The organism is uncultured Ruegeria sp. (genome assembly GCF_947497005.1).
Classification (GTDB): Bacteria; Pseudomonadota; Alphaproteobacteria; order Rhodobacterales; family Rhodobacteraceae; genus Ruegeria.
The window spans coordinates 76,021-93,063 of the sequence record NZ_CANMFF010000016.1 but is presented as its reverse complement, the minus strand read 5'-3'; the positions used below and the strand labels follow the sequence as shown (position 1 = coordinate 93,063).

The following is a 17,043-nucleotide window of genomic DNA, read 5'->3' as shown; positions in this document are numbered from 1 at the left end:
TTCACAAAGCGCTCACGCACTCTAAACTTGAATCTGTCAGTGCTGGCATTTTAGCTGGCGGTTACGACATAAAAGATGAACATGACCCCGAGGATGAGCCACATGATGTCCCTTTTGCCTGCCACACGTGATCTTAATGCAAGGCCATGGGCTGGCATATTGGGTATGTGCGCCGCATTGGTAATTGCTGCGCCGCAGGGTGCCCACGCATTGGACGAAGGCGTTACCAGCAGCCATGGGTACTCATACTTTGGGAATTTGGATTACCCGGCGGATTATCCGAATCTGAGCTACGTTAATCCCGATGCACCCAAAGGTGGCGAGTTGTCATTGGCGGCTTCCGGGACGTTTGATTCTCTCAACCCCTATTCCCGCAAGGGGCGCGCTGGCGCATTGACGACACTGCAATATGATCGCTTGTTTGAAAGCGCGGATGACAGTGTCGGGCAGTATTATGGTGTAGTGGCGGAAAGCCTCGAGTATGACGAAGGCCGCAACTATGTCATCTTCCATTTGCGACCCGAGGCGACCTTTTGGGACGGCAGCCCGGTAACGGCGGAAGATGTTGTCTATAGCCACCGTCTATTCATCGAGCAGGGCCTGCCTTCTTATGCGCAAGCTGTAGGTCGCATGGTGACAGGGGCCGAAGCACTGGATGATCATACGGTCAAATTCTCGTTCAACCCCGAAGTGACACGTCGCAGCCTGATCGAAACAGTGGGCGCAACACCTGTTTTCTCAAAAGCATGGTTCGAGGCGGATGAGTCCCGTCGTCTGGATGAACCACGCCTGGAGGTGGCTGTTGGATCAGGCCCCTATAAGCTCGACAGCTACGACATCAACCGGCGGATCGTATACAAGCGTCGCGATGACTATTGGGGCAAAGACCTGCCTTTCAATGTGGGGCGCAATAATTTCGATACGATCCGTGTCGAGTATTTTGCGGATCAGACCGCTGCGTTCGAAGGCTTCAAGGCAGGTGAGTACACGCTTCGGATCGAAAGCGACCCCAAACTGTGGGCGACCGGGTACGACTTCCCGAAGTTGAACGAGGGTGTGGTTGTTCAGGATGAGATCATGGACGGCAGCCCTCCAACACCGTCAGGTTTCGTATTCAACCTCGGAAAACCGCAGTTTGCGGAAAAAAACGTCCGCAAGGCACTGGCCTTGGCCTTCAATTTTGAGTGGGCTAACGAGTCTTTGTTGTTCGGTCTGAACGCCCCGCGCAGTTCTTTCACACAAGGGACCCCGCTTGAGGCGCAAGGTCTCCCAGAAGGTGATGAACTGGCGTTTCTGCAAGCGCTGGGCGACGTCGTGCCCGAAAATGTACTGACGGAGCCCGCGGTTGTGGCGCACGAATCAAAACCTGACCGCCTGAATGACAGGCGTAATTTGCGTAAAGCGTCAAAATTATTGGATGAGGCAGGTTGGGCTGTTGGTGATGGCAATGTGCGTCGAAACGCAGAAGGGCAGACGCTGAAGGTTAACATCCCATATCCTTCAAACCTGCCGACATCGACTGCGACGATGATTGAAACCTATGTTCAGAACCTGCAATCCATTGGGGTGGAGGCTTCGGCGGAAAAGGTTGACCCGGCGCAATACACTCTGCGTAGCCGCGAGCGGGACTACGACATGGTGTACTCTACACGCTACGGATCTTTCCTTTCTACCGGCGGCGGGCTGAGCCAGATGTACGGATCAGAAGAAGCCGCCTTTAGCCTTTTCAACCCGGCTGGTTTGGCCAGCCCCTTGGTTGACGCAATCATCGAGGCGTCTTTTGAAACTGACAACCAGGTGGATCAGGATACGGCATTGATGGCGCTGGATCGCGCGTTGCGATATGAGTTCTTCGTTATCCCTGTGGGGTTCATCGCAGACTACTGGACCGCGTATTACGATATGTATGAATACCCTGAAAACCTGCCACCCTATTCGCTGGGCCATCTCGATCTGTGGTGGATCAATCCGGAAAAAGAGGCCGCTTTGAAAGCAAAAGGCGCACTGCGATAACATGGGCGCCTATATTCTAAGACGCTTGTTGCTGATCATTCCGACCCTTCTGGGCATTATGATCGTCAACTTCACGCTGGTACAATTCGTGCCCGGTGGACCAGTCGAGCAGATCATCGCGCAGATCGAGGGTCAGGGCGACGTTTTTGCCGGGTTTGCTGGCGGAGGTGGTGATACCGGAGCAGGTGCAGAGCCGGTGGGCGGCGTATTTGACGACAAGTATGTCGGTGCTAGGGGTCTTCCGCCCGAATTTATTGCCGAACTGGAAAAGGAATTCGGGTTCGACAAGCCGCCGCTGGAACGGTTCCTGAACATGATGGGCAACTATCTGACGCTTGATTTCGGCGAGAGTTATTTTCGCTCGATCAGCGTCATTGACCTTGTGCTCGAGAAAATGCCGGTATCGATTTCCCTGGGCCTGTGGTCGACTTTGATTGCCTATCTGGTTTCTATCCCGCTGGGCATTCGTAAAGCGATCAAGGATGGATCGCGGTTCGATACCTGGACCAGCGGGGCGATCATTGTGGCCTATGCAATCCCCGGCTTCCTCTTCGCCATTTTGCTGCTGGTGTTGTTTGCTGGCGGCTCATACTGGCAGATTTTCCCTTTGCGAGGTCTGACCTCGGACAATTGGGACAGCCTCAGCTTGCTTGGCAAAATCGCTGACTATTTCTGGCACATTGCGCTGCCGATCATCGCTTTGACCATCTCGGCCTTTGCCACACTGACCCTGCTGACCAAGAACTCGTTTTTGGATGAGATCAAAAAGCAATACGTAATGACCGCCCGTGCCAAGGGTTTGAGCGAAAGCAAGGTGCTTTACGGGCATGTTTTCCGAAATGCGATGCTGATCGTCATTGCAGGCTTTCCTGCTGTGTTCATCGGTGTGTTCTTTGGCGGCTCGATCATTATCGAGACGATCTTCTCGCTGGACGGGTTGGGCCGTCTGGGCTTCGAGGCCGCTGTGGCGCGGGACTATCCGGTCATCTTCGGAACCTTGTTCATCTTTGGTCTGATGGGGCTGGTCGTGGGCATCATCAGCGATCTGATGTACGTGCTGGTTGACCCACGCATCGATTTCGAAAAGCGGGAGGGGTAAATGGCATTGTCCCCTTTGAACCAGCGACGCTGGAACAATTTCTGCCGCAACAGGCGCGCCTTCTGGTCCTTGATCATTTTTTCGGTGCTGTTCGGCCTTTCGCTTTTTGCCGAGTTCATTGCCAATGACAAACCCATCCTGGTCAAATTTCGCGGTGAGTACTTTACACCGGTCTTCAACTTCTATGCGGAGACCGACTTTGGCGGAGATTTTCAAACCGAAGCGATTTATCGCGACCCCGAGGTTCAGTGCCTGATCGACAGCGGTGGATTGGAGGAATGTTTCGACGATCCCGAAGGGATAATCGAACAAATTGATGCTGGCACATTCCAGGCTGAAGGGTTCGAGAAAGGCTGGGCGCTCTGGCCGTTGATTCCGTATTCATTCAACACTTCAGTGGACAGGCCGGGGGCGGCGCCTTTGCCGCCCAATGGGCAGAACCTTCTGGGCACCGATGACACCAAGCGTGATGTACTGGCCCGGGTGATTTACGGCTTTCGCCTCTCGATCCTGTTCACGCTACTGGTGACCGGTGCAGCAAGCCTGATCGGCATTTTCGCCGGAGCCGTTCAGGGTTTCTTTGGCGGATGGCTGGATCTTGTTTTTCAGCGGATCATCGAGATCTGGTCAGCGACACCATCGCTTTACGTCATTATCATCATGTTTGCTGTGCTTGGACGAAGTTTCTGGCTGCTGGTCGCGTTGATGATCCTGTTCAGTTGGACGGGGCTGGTGGGCGTGGTGCGTGCCGAATTTCTAAGGGCCCGAAACCTTGAATATGTGCGCGCTGCTCGGGCGCTGGGCGTGGGTAACATGACGATCATGTTCCGCCACATGCTGCCCAATGCAATGGTTGCCACGCTGACTTTCATGCCGTTCATCGTCACCGGCACCATCGGCGGTCTGGCCTCGCTGGATTACTTGGGCTTTGGTCTGCCATCCTCGGCCCCATCGCTGGGGGAACTGACCTTGCAGGCCAAACAGAACTTGCAGGCCCCGTGGCTGGCCTTCACCGCCTTCTTCACCTTTGCCATCATGCTGTCTCTGCTGGTCTTCATTTTTGAAGGCGTGCGGGATGCGTTCGATCCGAGAAAGACGTTCTCATGACTTTGGACACAACTACCAGCGTGATCGCCCGCGTGATCCAAAATGCGACAGCAGCAGCCCTGATTAATATCGCCTGCATGCTGGCATGGATTGGCTGGGATCCGGTGCGTTCCCATCCGCATGGGGCCTTTCGGTTCGAAGTGTTTGGGCTCATTTTCTTTGTTCTGTTTGGTCCGGGAGCGTTTTCGCTGCTTGCCAGCGCCGCTAGGTACGCAAAGAAGCGATCTTCCCCAACCTTATTACAGGTAACGGCGCTGATCAGTGCGGTTTGGGTTGGCTTTATGTCAGCGGCTCTGGAAGGGATTAGCGTATGAACAGCGAAACTTGCTTGCTGAACGTGCGGAATTTGAGCGTATCCTTTCGTCAGGATGGGCAAATCAGCGCGGCAGTCAACGGCGTATCCTTTACCGTTGACCGGGGCGAGACAGTTGCCTTGGTGGGCGAGTCCGGATCGGGCAAATCCGTCACGGCGCTGTCGACTGTTTCGCTGCTGGGCGACAGTGCACTGGTCGAAGGCTCGGTAACCTATGACGGGCAAGAGATGATCGGCGCCTCCGAGCAGCATCTGATGGATGTGCGCGGCAATGACATCAGCTTTATCTTTCAGGAACCGATGACCTCATTGAACCCGTTGCACACGATCCAGAAACAGATGGCTGAATCTCTGGCCCTGCATCAGGGGGTTACCGGTCATGTAGCGCGCGAGCGGATTCTCGAACTGTTGAACAAGGTCGGTATCCGTGACCCCGAGGAACGGCTGGACAGTTACCCGCACCAATTGTCGGGTGGACAGCGTCAGCGGATTATGATCGCCATGGCGCTGGCCAACAAGCCGGACATTCTGATCGCGGATGAGCCGACGACCGCATTGGACGTGACCATTCAAGCACAAATCCTCGAGTTGCTGGCCGAACTGCAGAAATCCGAAAACATGGGGATGCTGTTCATCACCCATGATCTGGGCATCGTGCGCCGGATCGCCGATCGGGTTTGTGTGATGAAAGACGGAGAGATTGTCGAAACCGGAGAGACGCAGGAAATCTTCGACAATCCTCAGCATCCATACACCCGCAAACTCCTGGCCGCAGAACCTTCGGGTCAGCCCGAGCCCGTTGCACCAAACGCAGAAGAAGTCGCGCGTACCGATCATTTGAAGATCTGGTTCCCAATCCAGCGCGGGTTTCTGAAACGCACGGTTGGGCATGTGAAAGCGGTGAACGATGCCACGCTGAGCGTACGGGCGGGTGAGACTCTGGGGATTGTGGGCGAAAGCGGGTCGGGCAAGACCACGCTGGCTCTGGCGATCATGCGGTTGATCGCATCCGAAGGCGGCATCACTTTCCGCGATCAGGATGTGCGAAAATGGTCCACACGAGAGCTGCGCAGGCTGCGTAAGGATATGCAGATCGTGTTTCAGGACCCTTTCGGCAGCCTCAGCCCACGCATGACCTGTCAGCAGATTATCGCCGAAGGTCTGGCGATTCACAACATTGACCCTCACCGCGCCCCGCGCGAGCTGGTTGCAGATGTAATGACCGAAGTGGGACTGGATCCTGCGGCGATGGACCGGTATCCGCATGAATTCTCAGGCGGGCAACGCCAGCGCATCGCCATTGCGCGGGCAATGGTTCTGCGGCCCAAGCTGCTGGTTCTGGACGAGCCGACCAGCGCGCTGGACATGACGGTTCAGGTTCAGATCGTCGATCTGCTGCGCGATTTGCAAAAGAAATACGGGCTGGCGTATCTGTTCATCAGCCATGACCTGAAAGTTGTGCGGGCGATGTCGCATAACGTCATCGTCATGCGAAATGGGGATGTGGTTGAAATGGGCACGGCTGAGGATTTGTTCGAAAACGCTCAAACCGACTATACCCGCGAACTGATTGCTGCGGCGGGCTGAGGCCAGCCCGCCTTTTTCAGTTGGTCAAGCGTTTGCCTTTTCCTTGGCCGCCGCATTCGGCACCGGTCCGCGCAGTTCTTCATAGTGATCAAAGCTGAGCTTAACCCACCCGGTTCCGCGCGTGGCACTGGCGAGAGTGCGATGCAACTCATCCTCGGAAACGGCGGGAATCTGAGCGTTGAATATCTCCCAACCTGATGCGTTTGGGTTGCCTTCAAATCCCAGAACCTGTCCCTGCAGAGAACTGATTGTTGGCACGAGATCGCCCACAAAATCGGAAGGCAGGTGAATTTCAGCGCTCAGGATCGGTTGCAGAACCACCGGCTTGGCCTGAGGCAGCGCATCACGCACGGCGTTCTTGCCTGCGGTGCGGAAGGCATAATCCGAACTGTCCACGTTGTGGTGTTTGCCGTCGCTCAGGGTCACTTTTACATCGACGACAGGAAAGCCCTCGGGGCCTTGTTCAAGCGCGTCCTTGGCACCGTGTTCCACCGACGGGATATAGTTCTTGGGCACCGCACCGCCTTTAACGACCTCTTCAAACTGGAACCCCGAACCTCGGGGCAGTGGCGCGACCGAGATCACCACATCCGCGAACTGCCCAGCCCCGCCGGATTGTTTGCGATGGCGGTGGCGATGTTCGATAGGCGTTCGGATGGTTTCGCGATAGGCGGTTTCGACGTGGTCCGCTTCAATCTCGATTCCAAAATCCTCGGCCAGCTTGGCGGTCACGCGGCGCATGTGTTGTGGGCCCTGTGATCCAAGGATCAAATGGCCGCTCAGTTCATCCTGTTGCAAGTGCAGACCGGGATCGATCTCGGCCAGACGGCTCACGGCGTTGGACAGGCGTACATCGTCACGCTCATGCGCTGGTGAGACGATCTGCCGATGTGCGACCGGATGCGAGGCCGCCCATTCGGGAAGCTCTGTCGCTGAATTGCTGTCATAAATGTAGCCCGGGTTAAGATGGTCGGACTTGACCGCAAGACCAATCTGTCCGGCGTCCAAGGAGGCAATTTGGGTCTTGGCATCCAGCGTAGTCAGGTTGCCGACGGTTTCACCGCCCAAGGCCTCATGGGCTTGTACGCCATCCCCGAGGCCACGCAGAACGACGATCTTTCCGATGTGTTTTTTGACATCCGCAAAGCCGGCGATTGCGCGGGCACTGTCTGCGGCCTCGTCTCGACCGGCAGCGATATCAAACGCGGGTGCCTCGTGGCGCAGCGCTTTCATCAGACGCGTCAGCCCGTTTCCGTGGCTCGCGGCACCCAGGCAGGCGGGGATCAACTGGTGGTTCTGCAAGACCTGTGCGGCCAGATCATAAACTTCGTCACTGGGAGGCCGCTTGTCTTCAATCAGCTGTTCCAACAGGTTGTCATCGAAATCGGACAATGTTTCGAGCAGCTCGGTTCGGGCTTCCTGTTCGCGGTCCTCGACGGATTTAGGCAGTTCGATCAGGGCCGAGGGTTGGCCTTCTTGATACTTCCATGCCCGTTCCGAGATCAGATCGACCGCGCCTACGATTGCCTCGCCGTCGCGGATTGGCACCTGACGCAAAGCGATGTGATGGGTGCAATATGTTTGCAGCGCTGCGATGATGTCCCGAATGCGACCGTTTGGGTTGTCCATCCGGTTGATGAACAGAAAGCAGGGGATGCCGGCCTCTTCTACCAGTCGCAGGTATGGCGCGCACAAAACGGCAGCATTGGGGTCGGGTGGCACGACCACCACTGCAGCGTCCGAAATGGCCATCGCAGGCCCGACATAGGCCAGCGCATCGCCGCCCCCATCAACGTCGATCGCGCACCAGGGTTCGTTCAGGTAAGAAAAACCGTGCAATTGCACGGTTCCGGAAACATCGAATTTGGTGGGGCGCCCGTCGAGGCGGCTGATAGCCTCGACCAGGGTAGATTTGCCCGATTGGCTGGGCCCGAGGACGGTGAAAACGCGCATGAGTGTTGTCCCTCTTTCAGGTTGCAGAATGGTTGCACGAAAGGGACCGACCGACGCGTATGCGCCGACAAGGATTGCCTGATTTTGCCCGCCTCAGGTTGCAAGGCGAAACATCGCCCTACAACACGAGTGTGGGAAAAACCGCAGGCGTGCGTCAAGCCCCTGATGTGTTTTCCGCTGCACGAGCTGAATGCAGCCCGCAGAAAAAGGTCAGATCGCCGAGCTGTGTCCCGCCTTGCTGAGGTCATAGGCATCAAAGCTGCGGGCAATTATCCGGGTCAGCGCACGCGCTTCGGGCGGTACATTAAGCCCGTCTTCGGTGATCTGCAGCAGCCCGTCGAAAGAAGCATTGGCCGCGCGATACATCTGGTCCAGTTCAGCGGCAGATATATCGTGATCCCGCAGGATTTCTGCAGTGTCGATCTTGAAATCGCACATCAGCGCTTCGATCAGGCGCGCACGCAGGATATCCTGACCCTTGAAGAGATGTCCGCGTGAGGTTGAAAACTGCCCGTTGCGGATGGCTTTGGTATGGGCAGACGTGGCAGGTGCGTTTTGTGCATATCCCTGCGGGAAGCGCGAGATCGAGCTGGCGCCGACACCGATCAGAACATCAGCTTGATCGTCAGTATAGCCCTGAAAGTTCCGTTTGAGACGGCCAGCATGCAACGCGTGGGTAAGCCCATCATCCTGCGTGGCAAAGTGGTCGATGCCGATCTCGGCATATTTGTCCCACAGAAACAAACGTCGGGCTGTGTCAAACAGTTCGAGGCGTTGTTCGGGCGTGGGCAGAGCGTCCGACGGAATCAACTGTTGCCGTTTGGCCATCCACGGCACATGGGCATAACCGTAAAGCGCGACCCGATCCGGGCTGAGCGACAAGAGTTTCTGCACACTTTCCGTCATCCGGGTCTTTGTCTGATGTGGCAGACCGTAAAGAATATCGGCGTTCAGGCTGGTGATGCCGCGCGCGCGGATCATGTCGATCGCGTCGCGTGTGGTGTCATAGCTTTGAATTCGACCAATGGTTTTCTGGATTTCGTCATCGAAATCCTGCACTCCAATCGACGCGCGGTTCATGCCAGCATCTGCCAGCGCATCCAGACGCGCCTCGTCAACCTCGTTCGGGTCGATCTCGACCGAGAATTCAGCATCAGGCCCCATGGGCACTATACCCAGGATGTGTTGTGCCAATTCGCGCATCAGTTGGGCGTTCAGCAACGTTGGTGTGCCGCCGCCCCAGTGCAGACGCGACAGGACCACACCTTCAGGCAACCGTGCCGCCAAAAGATCCAGTTCAGCCTTCAGAACATCGACATAGGCGATCACCGGATTGTCGGTTTGTGTTCCCTGTGTCCGGCAGGCGCAGAACCAACACAGCCTGCGGCAGAAGGGAACATGGATATACAAAGACAAAGCGCGGCCGGGTTTGATCCCAGATATCCAGTCGCCAAACATATCTGCTCCCACGTCATTGCTGAAATGGGGCGCCGTGGGATAGCTTGTGTAACGCGGTACTTTCGCGTCAAAAAGTCCAAGCTTTGCCAATTGAGGTTTCACTATCATAGCTATACCCTTAGGAGACAGACGACTTGGTTGCTTTGACGGAGATCAAGTAGGAACGCGCATGACAGTAAAAGCACAGTTTGACCACTCTAATTGCGGAGATTGCCCGATTCGACATCGTGCGGTCTGTGCCCGTTGTGATGCCGATGAGCTGGAAGAGCTTGAAAGCATAAAGTATTATCGCAGTTTTGAGGCGGGTCAGACAATCATCTGGTCAGGGGATCAGATGAATTTTGTCGGCTCGGTCGTGGCTGGAATCGCCTCTTTGACACAGACGATGGAAGACGGCAGGACTCAAATGGTCGGTCTGCTGTTGCCCAGCGATTTCGTGGGTCGCCCGGGGCGCGAGACAGCGCCTTATGATGTTCAGGCGACGACGGATGTCGTTATGTGTTGTTTCCGCAAGAAGCCCTTCGAAGAGCTGTTGGACCACACCCCGCACATCGCCCATCGCCTTTTGCAGATGACGTTGGACGAACTCGACGCCGCCCGCGAGTGGATGCTGGTCCTTGGGCGCAAAACAGCGCGCGAGAAGATTGCCAGCCTGTTGTCAATTATCGCCCGTCGTGACGCGTCGGTCAGCCAAAAAGGTTTGTCTGGGCCCATCGTGTTTGATTTGCCCCTGACCCGAGAAGCCATGGCGGATTATCTGGGCCTGACGCTGGAAACAGTCAGTCGCCAGATATCAGCTCTGAAAAAGGACGGCGTGATAACGCTTGAAGGCAAGCGGCATGTGACCATCCCCGATTTGGGTCGCCTCATGGAAGAGGCGGGCGACGATTCGGATGGCGGCTTTCTTGTCTGACTTGAACCACTTTCTTCAGGCGACACCTGCCGCAGTGTTTTGTTGCGGAGCTATCTAACATAGGAGCGTGGCATGGAATTCAGCAGTTTGTTGGCAATGCTGCTCATCGGCGCAATCGCCGGTTGGCTGTCCGGCAAGATCATGGAAGGCCGTGGGTTCGGTCTGTTCGGCAACATAATTGTCGGGATCGTCGGTGCGTTTTTGTCAGGGCTGATTTTTCCGGCGCTTGGCTTTGCGGTTGGCGGCGGCCTGCTGTCGTCGATCTTCTTCGCAACAACAGGTGCTGTAATTCTCTTGTTCCTGATAGGCCTCATCCGCAAAGGATGACAAAAGCCGCCAAGTCAGGCGGCTTTTGGGGGGGCGAATCAATGCGCCAGGAATACGGGCACAGAAGATTGCTCAAGCATGTTGCGGGTCGCGCCGCCCAGAATGGCCTCGCGGAAACGGGAGTGGCCATAGGCACCCATTACGATCAAATCCGATTCCGTATCGGATGCGTGGCGGTTGAGTATATCCGACACGCGCGTCATGGTCTTGCTCAGCACATCAATCTCACATTTGACGCCATGACGGGCCAGCATTTGTGACAGCATCCCGCCCGGATCAGATCGGTCCGGCCCATGCCGGGGTGGGTCAATGACCACGATTCTGGTCAGTTCGGCCTGTTTCAGGAAGGGCAGGGCGCGCCGGATGGCACACATCGCTTCGACGCTTTCGTTCCAGGCGATCATAATATTGCGCGGTACTTTCAGAGGTTCGGTATCGTCCGGAACAACTAAAACCGGGCTGTGCCCTTCGAACATGGCCGCTTCGATGATGGGTTCAGCCTCGGCCCCACGGTCTTTGCCGTAGGGATGTGGTAAGATCACCAGGTCGGAAAACCGGGCCCGATGCGCGACATGGCGTCCAATATCGGCAATCTGTGCGACGCCATGCTCAGCGGACCAGCGAACACCGGATTTACCAAGGTAATCATTGGCAAACGTCAACAACTCCTGTGCCTCGGCATTTGCCCGGCTGAGTGTTTCCTGAACAATGAGCGCATTGGCGCCCGCATAATAATAACCTGTCTGGCTGCGATCGACACCAAGGCACAGGGCTTCGGCATGGGCATCTTGTGACTCTGCCAAAGCCACCATCTGCGCCAGAGCAGCCGGTGCCGTCTGGGTTTCGGTCATGACAGTGAGAAGAGATTTGTAAGTCATTGCGACCTCATGTTTCGGGCATTTGGTCTCATGTGACCAGTTGGCCTATTTCCTCTACAATGGGTGTCACAGAAATCGCAGAACTGTCTTGATACAGATCAAAGCAGTAGTAGCCGCCGTGCTTCAGAACGGCAGCCAGTCAAAAGGGTTTCGCGCGCAATAAGAATCAAAAGCGCGCGGAGCATGGCAAAGGGACGCAATATGTCGAATTACATCAAGCTGATCGTGCTTGGGCTGATCGCGCTGTTCGCAGCGATCGGAACCAATTATGCACGCGATTTGGCGTATCAGGTGCATGCAGTGCTGGTGATGCTTATCGCTGGCGGTTTGTTCATCTGGACGCTTCGAAACACTGACGAGCCAGATATTTTGATCGACCGCTCGGGCGAATACATGGATGACGTGATCCGCTATGGCGTGATTGCAACCGCCTTCTGGGGCGTGGTCGGGTTCCTTGCGGGGACCTTTATCGCGTTTCAGCTCGCCTTTCCGGTACTGAACTTCGATTGGGCACAAGGTTATCTGAACTTTGGCCGTCTGCGTCCGCTGCACACTTCGGCGGTGATTTTTGCCTTTGGTGGCAACGCTCTGATCGCAACCTCGTTCTACGTCGTACAACGCACAAGCGCGGCGCGGCTGTGGGGCGGCAACCTGGCGTGGTTCGTATTCTGGGGCTATCAGCTATTCATCGTGCTGGCCGCAACCGGTTATGTTCTGGGTGGAACGCAGTCCAAGGAATATGCCGAGCCGGAATGGTATGTTGACCTGTGGCTGACCATCGTGTGGGTTGCCTATTTGGCCGTATTTCTTGGTACAATCGTTAAGCGGAAAGAGCCCCACATCTATGTGGCGAACTGGTTCTATCTGGCCTTCATTGTCACCGTCGCCATGCTGCACCTGGTCAACAACATGACCATCCCGGTCAGCATCTGGGGTTCGAAATCGGTTATTGTCTGGTCCGGCGTACAAGACGCCATGATCCAATGGTGGTACGGCCACAACGCAGTGGGCTTCTTCCTGACCGCCGGATTCTTGGGCATGATGTACTACTTCATCCCGAAACAGGCCGAACGTCCGGTGTTCAGCTATAAGCTGTCGATTATCCACTTCTGGGCGATTATCTTCTTGTATATCTGGGCCGGTCCGCACCACCTGCATTATACCGCGTTGCCTGATTGGGCTTCGACGCTGGGTATGGTGTTTTCGATCGTGCTGTGGATGCCGTCCTGGGGTGGCATGATCAATGGCCTGATGACCTTGTCTGGCGCATGGGACAAACTGCGCACAGACCCGGTGATCCGTATGATGGTGATCGCTGTTGGCTTCTACGGCATGTCGACCTTTGAGGGTCCGATGATGTCGATCCGCGCCGTAAACAGCCTTTCCCACTACACCGACTGGACCATTGGCCACGTGCACTCGGGCGCGCTGGGCTGGAACGGCATGATCACCTTTGGTGCGCTGTACTTCCTGGTCCCTGTTCTTTGGAAGCGCGAGCGTCTGTATTCGCTGCAGATGGTCAGCTGGCACTTCTGGCTCGCCACTATCGGCATCGTTCTGTATGCCGCGTCGATGTGGGTCACGGGCATCATGGAAGGCCTGATGTGGCGTGAAGTGGATGCCAACGGCTTCCTGGTGAATTCATTCGCCGACACCGTTGCCGCCAAGTTCCCGATGTATGTGGTGCGCGGTCTGGGGGGGGTCATGTTCCTCGCTGGCGCCGTGATCATGTGCTACAACCTGTGGATGACTGTACGGAAAGCGCCGGCCAAAGAGGCCAGCCTGACCGTCGCAGTCCCGGCTGAATAGAGGGAGGGCCGGAGCAATGGCAATTCTCGACAAACATAAGATCCTCGAGACCAACGCGACCCTCTTGCTGGTGTTCAGCTTTCTGGTCGTGACCATCGGTGGCCTCGTGCAGATCACCCCCCTGTTCTATCTTGAGAACACCATTGAGAAGGTTGAGGGCATGCGTCCTTACACACCCTTGGAAATGGCGGGGCGTGACATCTACATCCGTGAGGGGTGCTACACTTGTCACAGTCAGATGATCCGTCCAATGCGGGATGAGGTCGAACGGTATGGCCACTACTCACTGGCGGCCGAATCTATGTATGACCATCCCCATCAATGGGGCTCCAAGCGTACCGGGCCTGATTTGGCGCGTGTTGGAGGCCGATATTCGGACCAGTGGCAGGTAGACCACTTGCGCAATCCACAGTCGGTTGTGCCTGAATCGGTGATGCCGAAATATGGCTTCCTTGAGCATCGCAAGCTGGACGGTAAGTACATCGGTGACACCATGGCTGCGAATGCTTTGGTCGGTACTCCTTATACGGACGAGATGCTTAAACAGGCCCAGGCCGATTTCCTGGCCCAAGCCGATCCGGACAGCGACTATGACGGCCTGCTTGAACGGTATGGCGACAAGGTCAACGTGCGCAATTTTGACGGTCAGGCAGAGCTGACCGAAATGGATGCGCTGGTTGCTTATCTTCAGATGCTGGGCACGTTGGTCGATTTCTCGACCTTCACTCCCGACGCAAGCCGCTAAAGGAGGGTGTGATGGAATTATACTCAATCCTAAGGCAGTTCGCGGATAGCTGGATGTTGCTGCTGTTGTTCGTTTTCTTTGTTGGCATTGTCATCTGGGTTTTCCGCCCCGGTGCAAGCAAGGAATACAAGGACACCGCCAACATCCCCTTCCGGCATCAAGACAAACCCGCCGAAGTCAAGGAGGCGAGGAAATGAGCAAGACACCTGAAAAACAGCCGGGTGACCCGAATACAACTGGACACAGCTGGGACGGGATCGAAGAGTTCGACAATCCGATGCCGCGCTGGTGGCTGTGGACCTTTTATGCCACAATCTTCTGGGCCGTGATCTACACGATCCTGTATCCGGCGTGGCCTCTGGTTCAATCTGCGACAGCAGGTGTTCTGGGCTGGTCTTCACGGGGTCTGGTTCAGCAGGAGATGGTCGCGTTTGAAGAGGCAAATGCGCCCTGGAATGCCAGACTGGTGGAAACATCACTGGAAGACATCGCCAAGGACGCAGAGCTTCAGCAATATGCCGTGAACTCCGGCGGCGCCGTGTTCCGCACCTGGTGTGCACAGTGTCATGGTTCCGGTGCGCAGGGTGCGCCGGGCTTCCCGAATCTGCTGGATGACGCCTGGCTTTGGGGTGGCACGATGGAAGATATCGTCTACTCCGTCAGCTATGGTATCCGGAACGAAGAAAGCGACGATGCGCGTTATTCCGAGATGCCGGCCTTCGGTGAAATCCTCGAGCACGATGAAATCACGCAGGTGGTTCAATATGTCATGTCGCTGAGCAACGCCCAGACCGACGATGCAGCTGCGCAGGCGGGCAAAGTTGTTTTCGAAGACAATTGCGCGTCCTGTCACGGCGAAGATGGCACAGGCGACGTGTTTCAGGGCGCGCCGAACCTGACCGACGCGATCTGGCTTTATGGCGGTAGCGAAGAGGCTTTGACCGAAACAGTGACCTATAGCCGCTTTGGCGTCATGCCGAACTGGGATACTCGCCTGACCGAGGCGCAGATCCGTGCGGTGTCCGCCTATGTCCACCAGTTGGGTGGTGGCCAGTAAGACCTAGAGAGCACCTTCGGGCGGTTCGCCGCCCGAAGGCTGTAGCACCGGCTGTTCCATCTGTTCGCGCGTTTCCTGAACAGCCGGTGCTTTTTTAACGAATTTTCGGGTGATTTGCCAATGGGCCGGAACCCGGTGTTTGTATTATCATCAAGACACAGGCCTGCTTGAAAAACGCAATATTTCCAAGCGGAAAACCATAAAACAGAAGCCAGGGTGCAAAAACTTCTTTGGTATCCGGGCTCTGTGAAACCCAAAAGATGTTTGCTCGATGCGCGTTTTGACCCATGTCAAAGTTCATCCATGCATGATCTGGAACAAGACGCCTTCAGAAGACCCATTTATGGAGCCAGCCAGTGAGCGATTCCGATCCCGCCCCCAGCCTATACGCCGCGCGAGAACCAATCTTTCCAAGACGTGTTTCGGGGCCGTTTCGAAACCTGAAATGGATCATCCTCATCGTAACATTGGGCATCTATTATGTGACGCCGTGGATCAGATGGGATCGTGGCCCCAGCCTGCCGGATCAGGCCGTTCTGCTGGATTTGGCTAACCGGCGTTTCTATTTCTTCTGGATCGAGATCTGGCCGCATGAGTTCTACTTTGTAGCCGGTCTGCTGATCATGGCAGGGCTGGGTCTGTTTCTGTTTACATCAGCCTTGGGGCGCGTGTGGTGCGGGTATGCCTGCCCGCAAACGGTCTGGACCGACCTGTTCATTCTGGTCGAGCGTTGGATCGAAGGGGATCGAAACGCCCGGTTGCGTTTGCACCGGCAAGAAAAACTTGATTTCCGCAAGGCGCGGCTTCGGTTGACGAAATGGGTGACCTGGTTCCTGATCGGCTTGGCCACGGGTGGTGCCTGGGTGTTCTACTTCGCAGATGCACCGACGCTGGCGATGGATCTGGTGACCGGCAAAGCGCATCCGGTTGCCTACACGACAATGCTGATCCTGACAGGCACCACATTCTTCTTTGGTGGGTTCGCCCGCGAGCAGATCTGCATTTACGCGTGCCCCTGGCCGCGCATTCAAGCGGCAATGATGGATGAGGATACGCTGGTTGTCGGTTACCGCGAATGGCGGGGCGAGCCGCGCGGCAAGGGCAAGCGGACCGCAGATTCCGAGTTGGGAGATTGCATCGATTGCATGGCCTGCGTGAACGTTTGCCCGGTCGGGATCGATATCCGGGACGGCCAGCAACTGGAATGCATCACCTGCGCCTTATGTATCGATGCCTGTGATGATATGATGGCCAAGATCGGCAAGCCGCGTGGGCTGATCGACTATATGGCCCTCAGCGATGAAACGCATGAACGGTCCGGTATGCTGCCCAAGAGCGTGTGGAAACATATCTTCCGAGCTCGTACGATCATGTATACGGCAATGTGGTCATTGGTGGGTTTCGGATTGCTATTCGCACTGTTCATCCGGTCCGATATCGATTTGACTGTTGCGCCGGTGCGTAACCCAACGTTTGTCACCCTGTCAGACGGCACAATCCGTAATACCTATGACGTGCGTCTACGCAATAAGCATGGTGAGGACCGATTGTTCAAATTGTCCTTGGCAGGCGATCCGGCGATGCGGGTGGAAATTGAAGGAACCAAGATCGATACTGTGAATGTCACGGCGGATACTGCACAATTGACCCGCGTATACATCGTGGCGTCCCGCGATGCTGCCCCGGCCGCAGCGGAGGCCACGCCAGTGCGGATCTGGGTCGAAGATCTCAGCAGCGGTGAACGCGCCTACAAGGACACCACGTTTAACGGACGGGGGAACTGA

General features: G+C 56.1%; 15 protein-coding genes. 12 read left to right on the top strand and 3 right to left on the bottom strand.

From position 1 onward, the window contains the following. The first annotated feature begins 102 nt into the window (after positions 1 to 102). From Q0816_RS19865 to Q0816_RS19845, 5 genes are read left to right on the top strand one after another with little or no spacing between them, the layout of a single operon-like run. Complete coding sequence (locus tag Q0816_RS19865; RefSeq protein ID WP_298853906.1) at positions 103 to 2,013, top strand: extracellular solute-binding protein; 1,911 nt, start codon at positions 103 to 105, stop codon at positions 2,011 to 2,013. Between the two features lies 1 nt (position 2,014). Beyond that, the gene (locus tag Q0816_RS19860) at positions 2,015 to 3,112 is read left to right on the top strand and encodes a microcin C ABC transporter permease YejB (RefSeq protein WP_298853904.1); all 1,098 of its coding nucleotides are present in this window, start codon (positions 2,015 to 2,017) and stop codon (positions 3,110 to 3,112) included. Next, the gene (locus Q0816_RS19855) at positions 3,113 to 4,219 is read left to right on the top strand and encodes an ABC transporter permease (RefSeq protein WP_298853902.1); all 1,107 of its coding nucleotides are present in this window, start codon (positions 3,113 to 3,115) and stop codon (positions 4,217 to 4,219) included. Further along, positions 4,216 to 4,533, top strand: coding sequence for a hypothetical protein (locus Q0816_RS19850; RefSeq protein ID WP_298853900.1), 318 nt, complete (start codon positions 4,216 to 4,218; stop codon positions 4,531 to 4,533). The genes Q0816_RS19855 and Q0816_RS19850 overlap by 4 nt, the downstream gene beginning before the upstream one ends. Continuing rightward, on the top strand, positions 4,530 to 6,119 hold the full coding sequence (locus tag Q0816_RS19845; protein WP_298853898.1) for an ABC transporter ATP-binding protein: 1,590 nt from the start codon (positions 4,530 to 4,532) through the stop codon (positions 6,117 to 6,119). The genes Q0816_RS19850 and Q0816_RS19845 overlap by 4 nt, the downstream gene beginning before the upstream one ends. A gap of 24 nt (positions 6,120 to 6,143) precedes the next feature. Here the strand turns inward: Q0816_RS19845 and Q0816_RS19840 are convergent, their stop codons facing one another. Both Q0816_RS19840 and hemN read right to left on the bottom strand, forming a co-directional pair. Next, positions 6,144 to 8,072, bottom strand: coding sequence for an elongation factor G (locus Q0816_RS19840; RefSeq protein WP_298853896.1), 1,929 nt, complete (start codon positions 8,070 to 8,072; stop codon positions 6,144 to 6,146). 210 nt (positions 8,073 to 8,282) lie between these two features. Beyond that, entirely contained in the window at positions 8,283 to 9,638 is a 1,356-nt protein-coding gene (gene hemN / locus Q0816_RS19835; protein WP_298853894.1) for an oxygen-independent coproporphyrinogen III oxidase, read from the bottom strand. Positions 9,639 to 9,699: 61 nt separating this feature from the next. Between hemN and fnrL the strand changes: the two genes are divergently transcribed. Both fnrL and Q0816_RS19825 read left to right on the top strand, forming a co-directional pair. Next, a complete protein-coding gene (fnrL, locus tag Q0816_RS19830; RefSeq protein WP_298853892.1) occupies positions 9,700 to 10,443 on the top strand; it encodes a transcriptional regulator FnrL in 744 nt (247 codons plus the stop codon). Between the two features lie 72 nt (positions 10,444 to 10,515). Then, complete coding sequence (locus tag Q0816_RS19825) at positions 10,516 to 10,770, top strand: GlsB/YeaQ/YmgE family stress response membrane protein (RefSeq protein ID WP_298853890.1); 255 nt, start codon at positions 10,516 to 10,518, stop codon at positions 10,768 to 10,770. 38 nt (positions 10,771 to 10,808) lie between these two features. Here the strand turns inward: Q0816_RS19825 and Q0816_RS19820 are convergent, their stop codons facing one another. Beyond that, the gene (locus tag Q0816_RS19820; protein WP_298853888.1) at positions 10,809 to 11,648 is read right to left on the bottom strand and encodes a universal stress protein; all 840 of its coding nucleotides are present in this window, start codon (positions 11,646 to 11,648) and stop codon (positions 10,809 to 10,811) included. A gap of 201 nt (positions 11,649 to 11,849) precedes the next feature. Here Q0816_RS19820 and ccoN point away from each other — a divergent pair, with 201 nt between their 5' ends. The 5 genes from ccoN to ccoG all read left to right on the top strand — a co-directional run bounded on the left by ccoN (position 11,850) and on the right by ccoG (position 17,043). Further along, a complete protein-coding gene (ccoN, locus tag Q0816_RS19815; protein ID WP_298853887.1) occupies positions 11,850 to 13,457 on the top strand; it encodes a cytochrome-c oxidase, cbb3-type subunit I in 1,608 nt (535 codons plus the stop codon). A 16-nt stretch (positions 13,458 to 13,473) separates the two neighbouring features. Continuing rightward, positions 13,474 to 14,202: a cytochrome-c oxidase, cbb3-type subunit II gene (ccoO, locus tag Q0816_RS19810; protein WP_298853885.1), complete on the top strand. Its 729-nt coding sequence runs from the start codon at positions 13,474 to 13,476 to the stop codon at positions 14,200 to 14,202. A gap of 11 nt (positions 14,203 to 14,213) precedes the next feature. Further along, complete coding sequence (locus Q0816_RS19805) at positions 14,214 to 14,399, top strand: cbb3-type cytochrome c oxidase subunit 3 (protein WP_298853883.1); 186 nt, start codon at positions 14,214 to 14,216, stop codon at positions 14,397 to 14,399. Further along, positions 14,396 to 15,259, top strand: a complete 864-nt coding sequence (gene ccoP / locus Q0816_RS19800) for a cytochrome-c oxidase, cbb3-type subunit III (protein ID WP_298853881.1) — start codon at positions 14,396 to 14,398, stop codon at positions 15,257 to 15,259. The genes Q0816_RS19805 and ccoP overlap by 4 nt, the downstream gene beginning before the upstream one ends. Before the next feature lie 356 nt (positions 15,260 to 15,615). Further along, positions 15,616 to 17,043, top strand: coding sequence for a cytochrome c oxidase accessory protein CcoG (gene ccoG, locus Q0816_RS19795; RefSeq protein ID WP_298853879.1), 1,428 nt, complete (start codon positions 15,616 to 15,618; stop codon positions 17,041 to 17,043).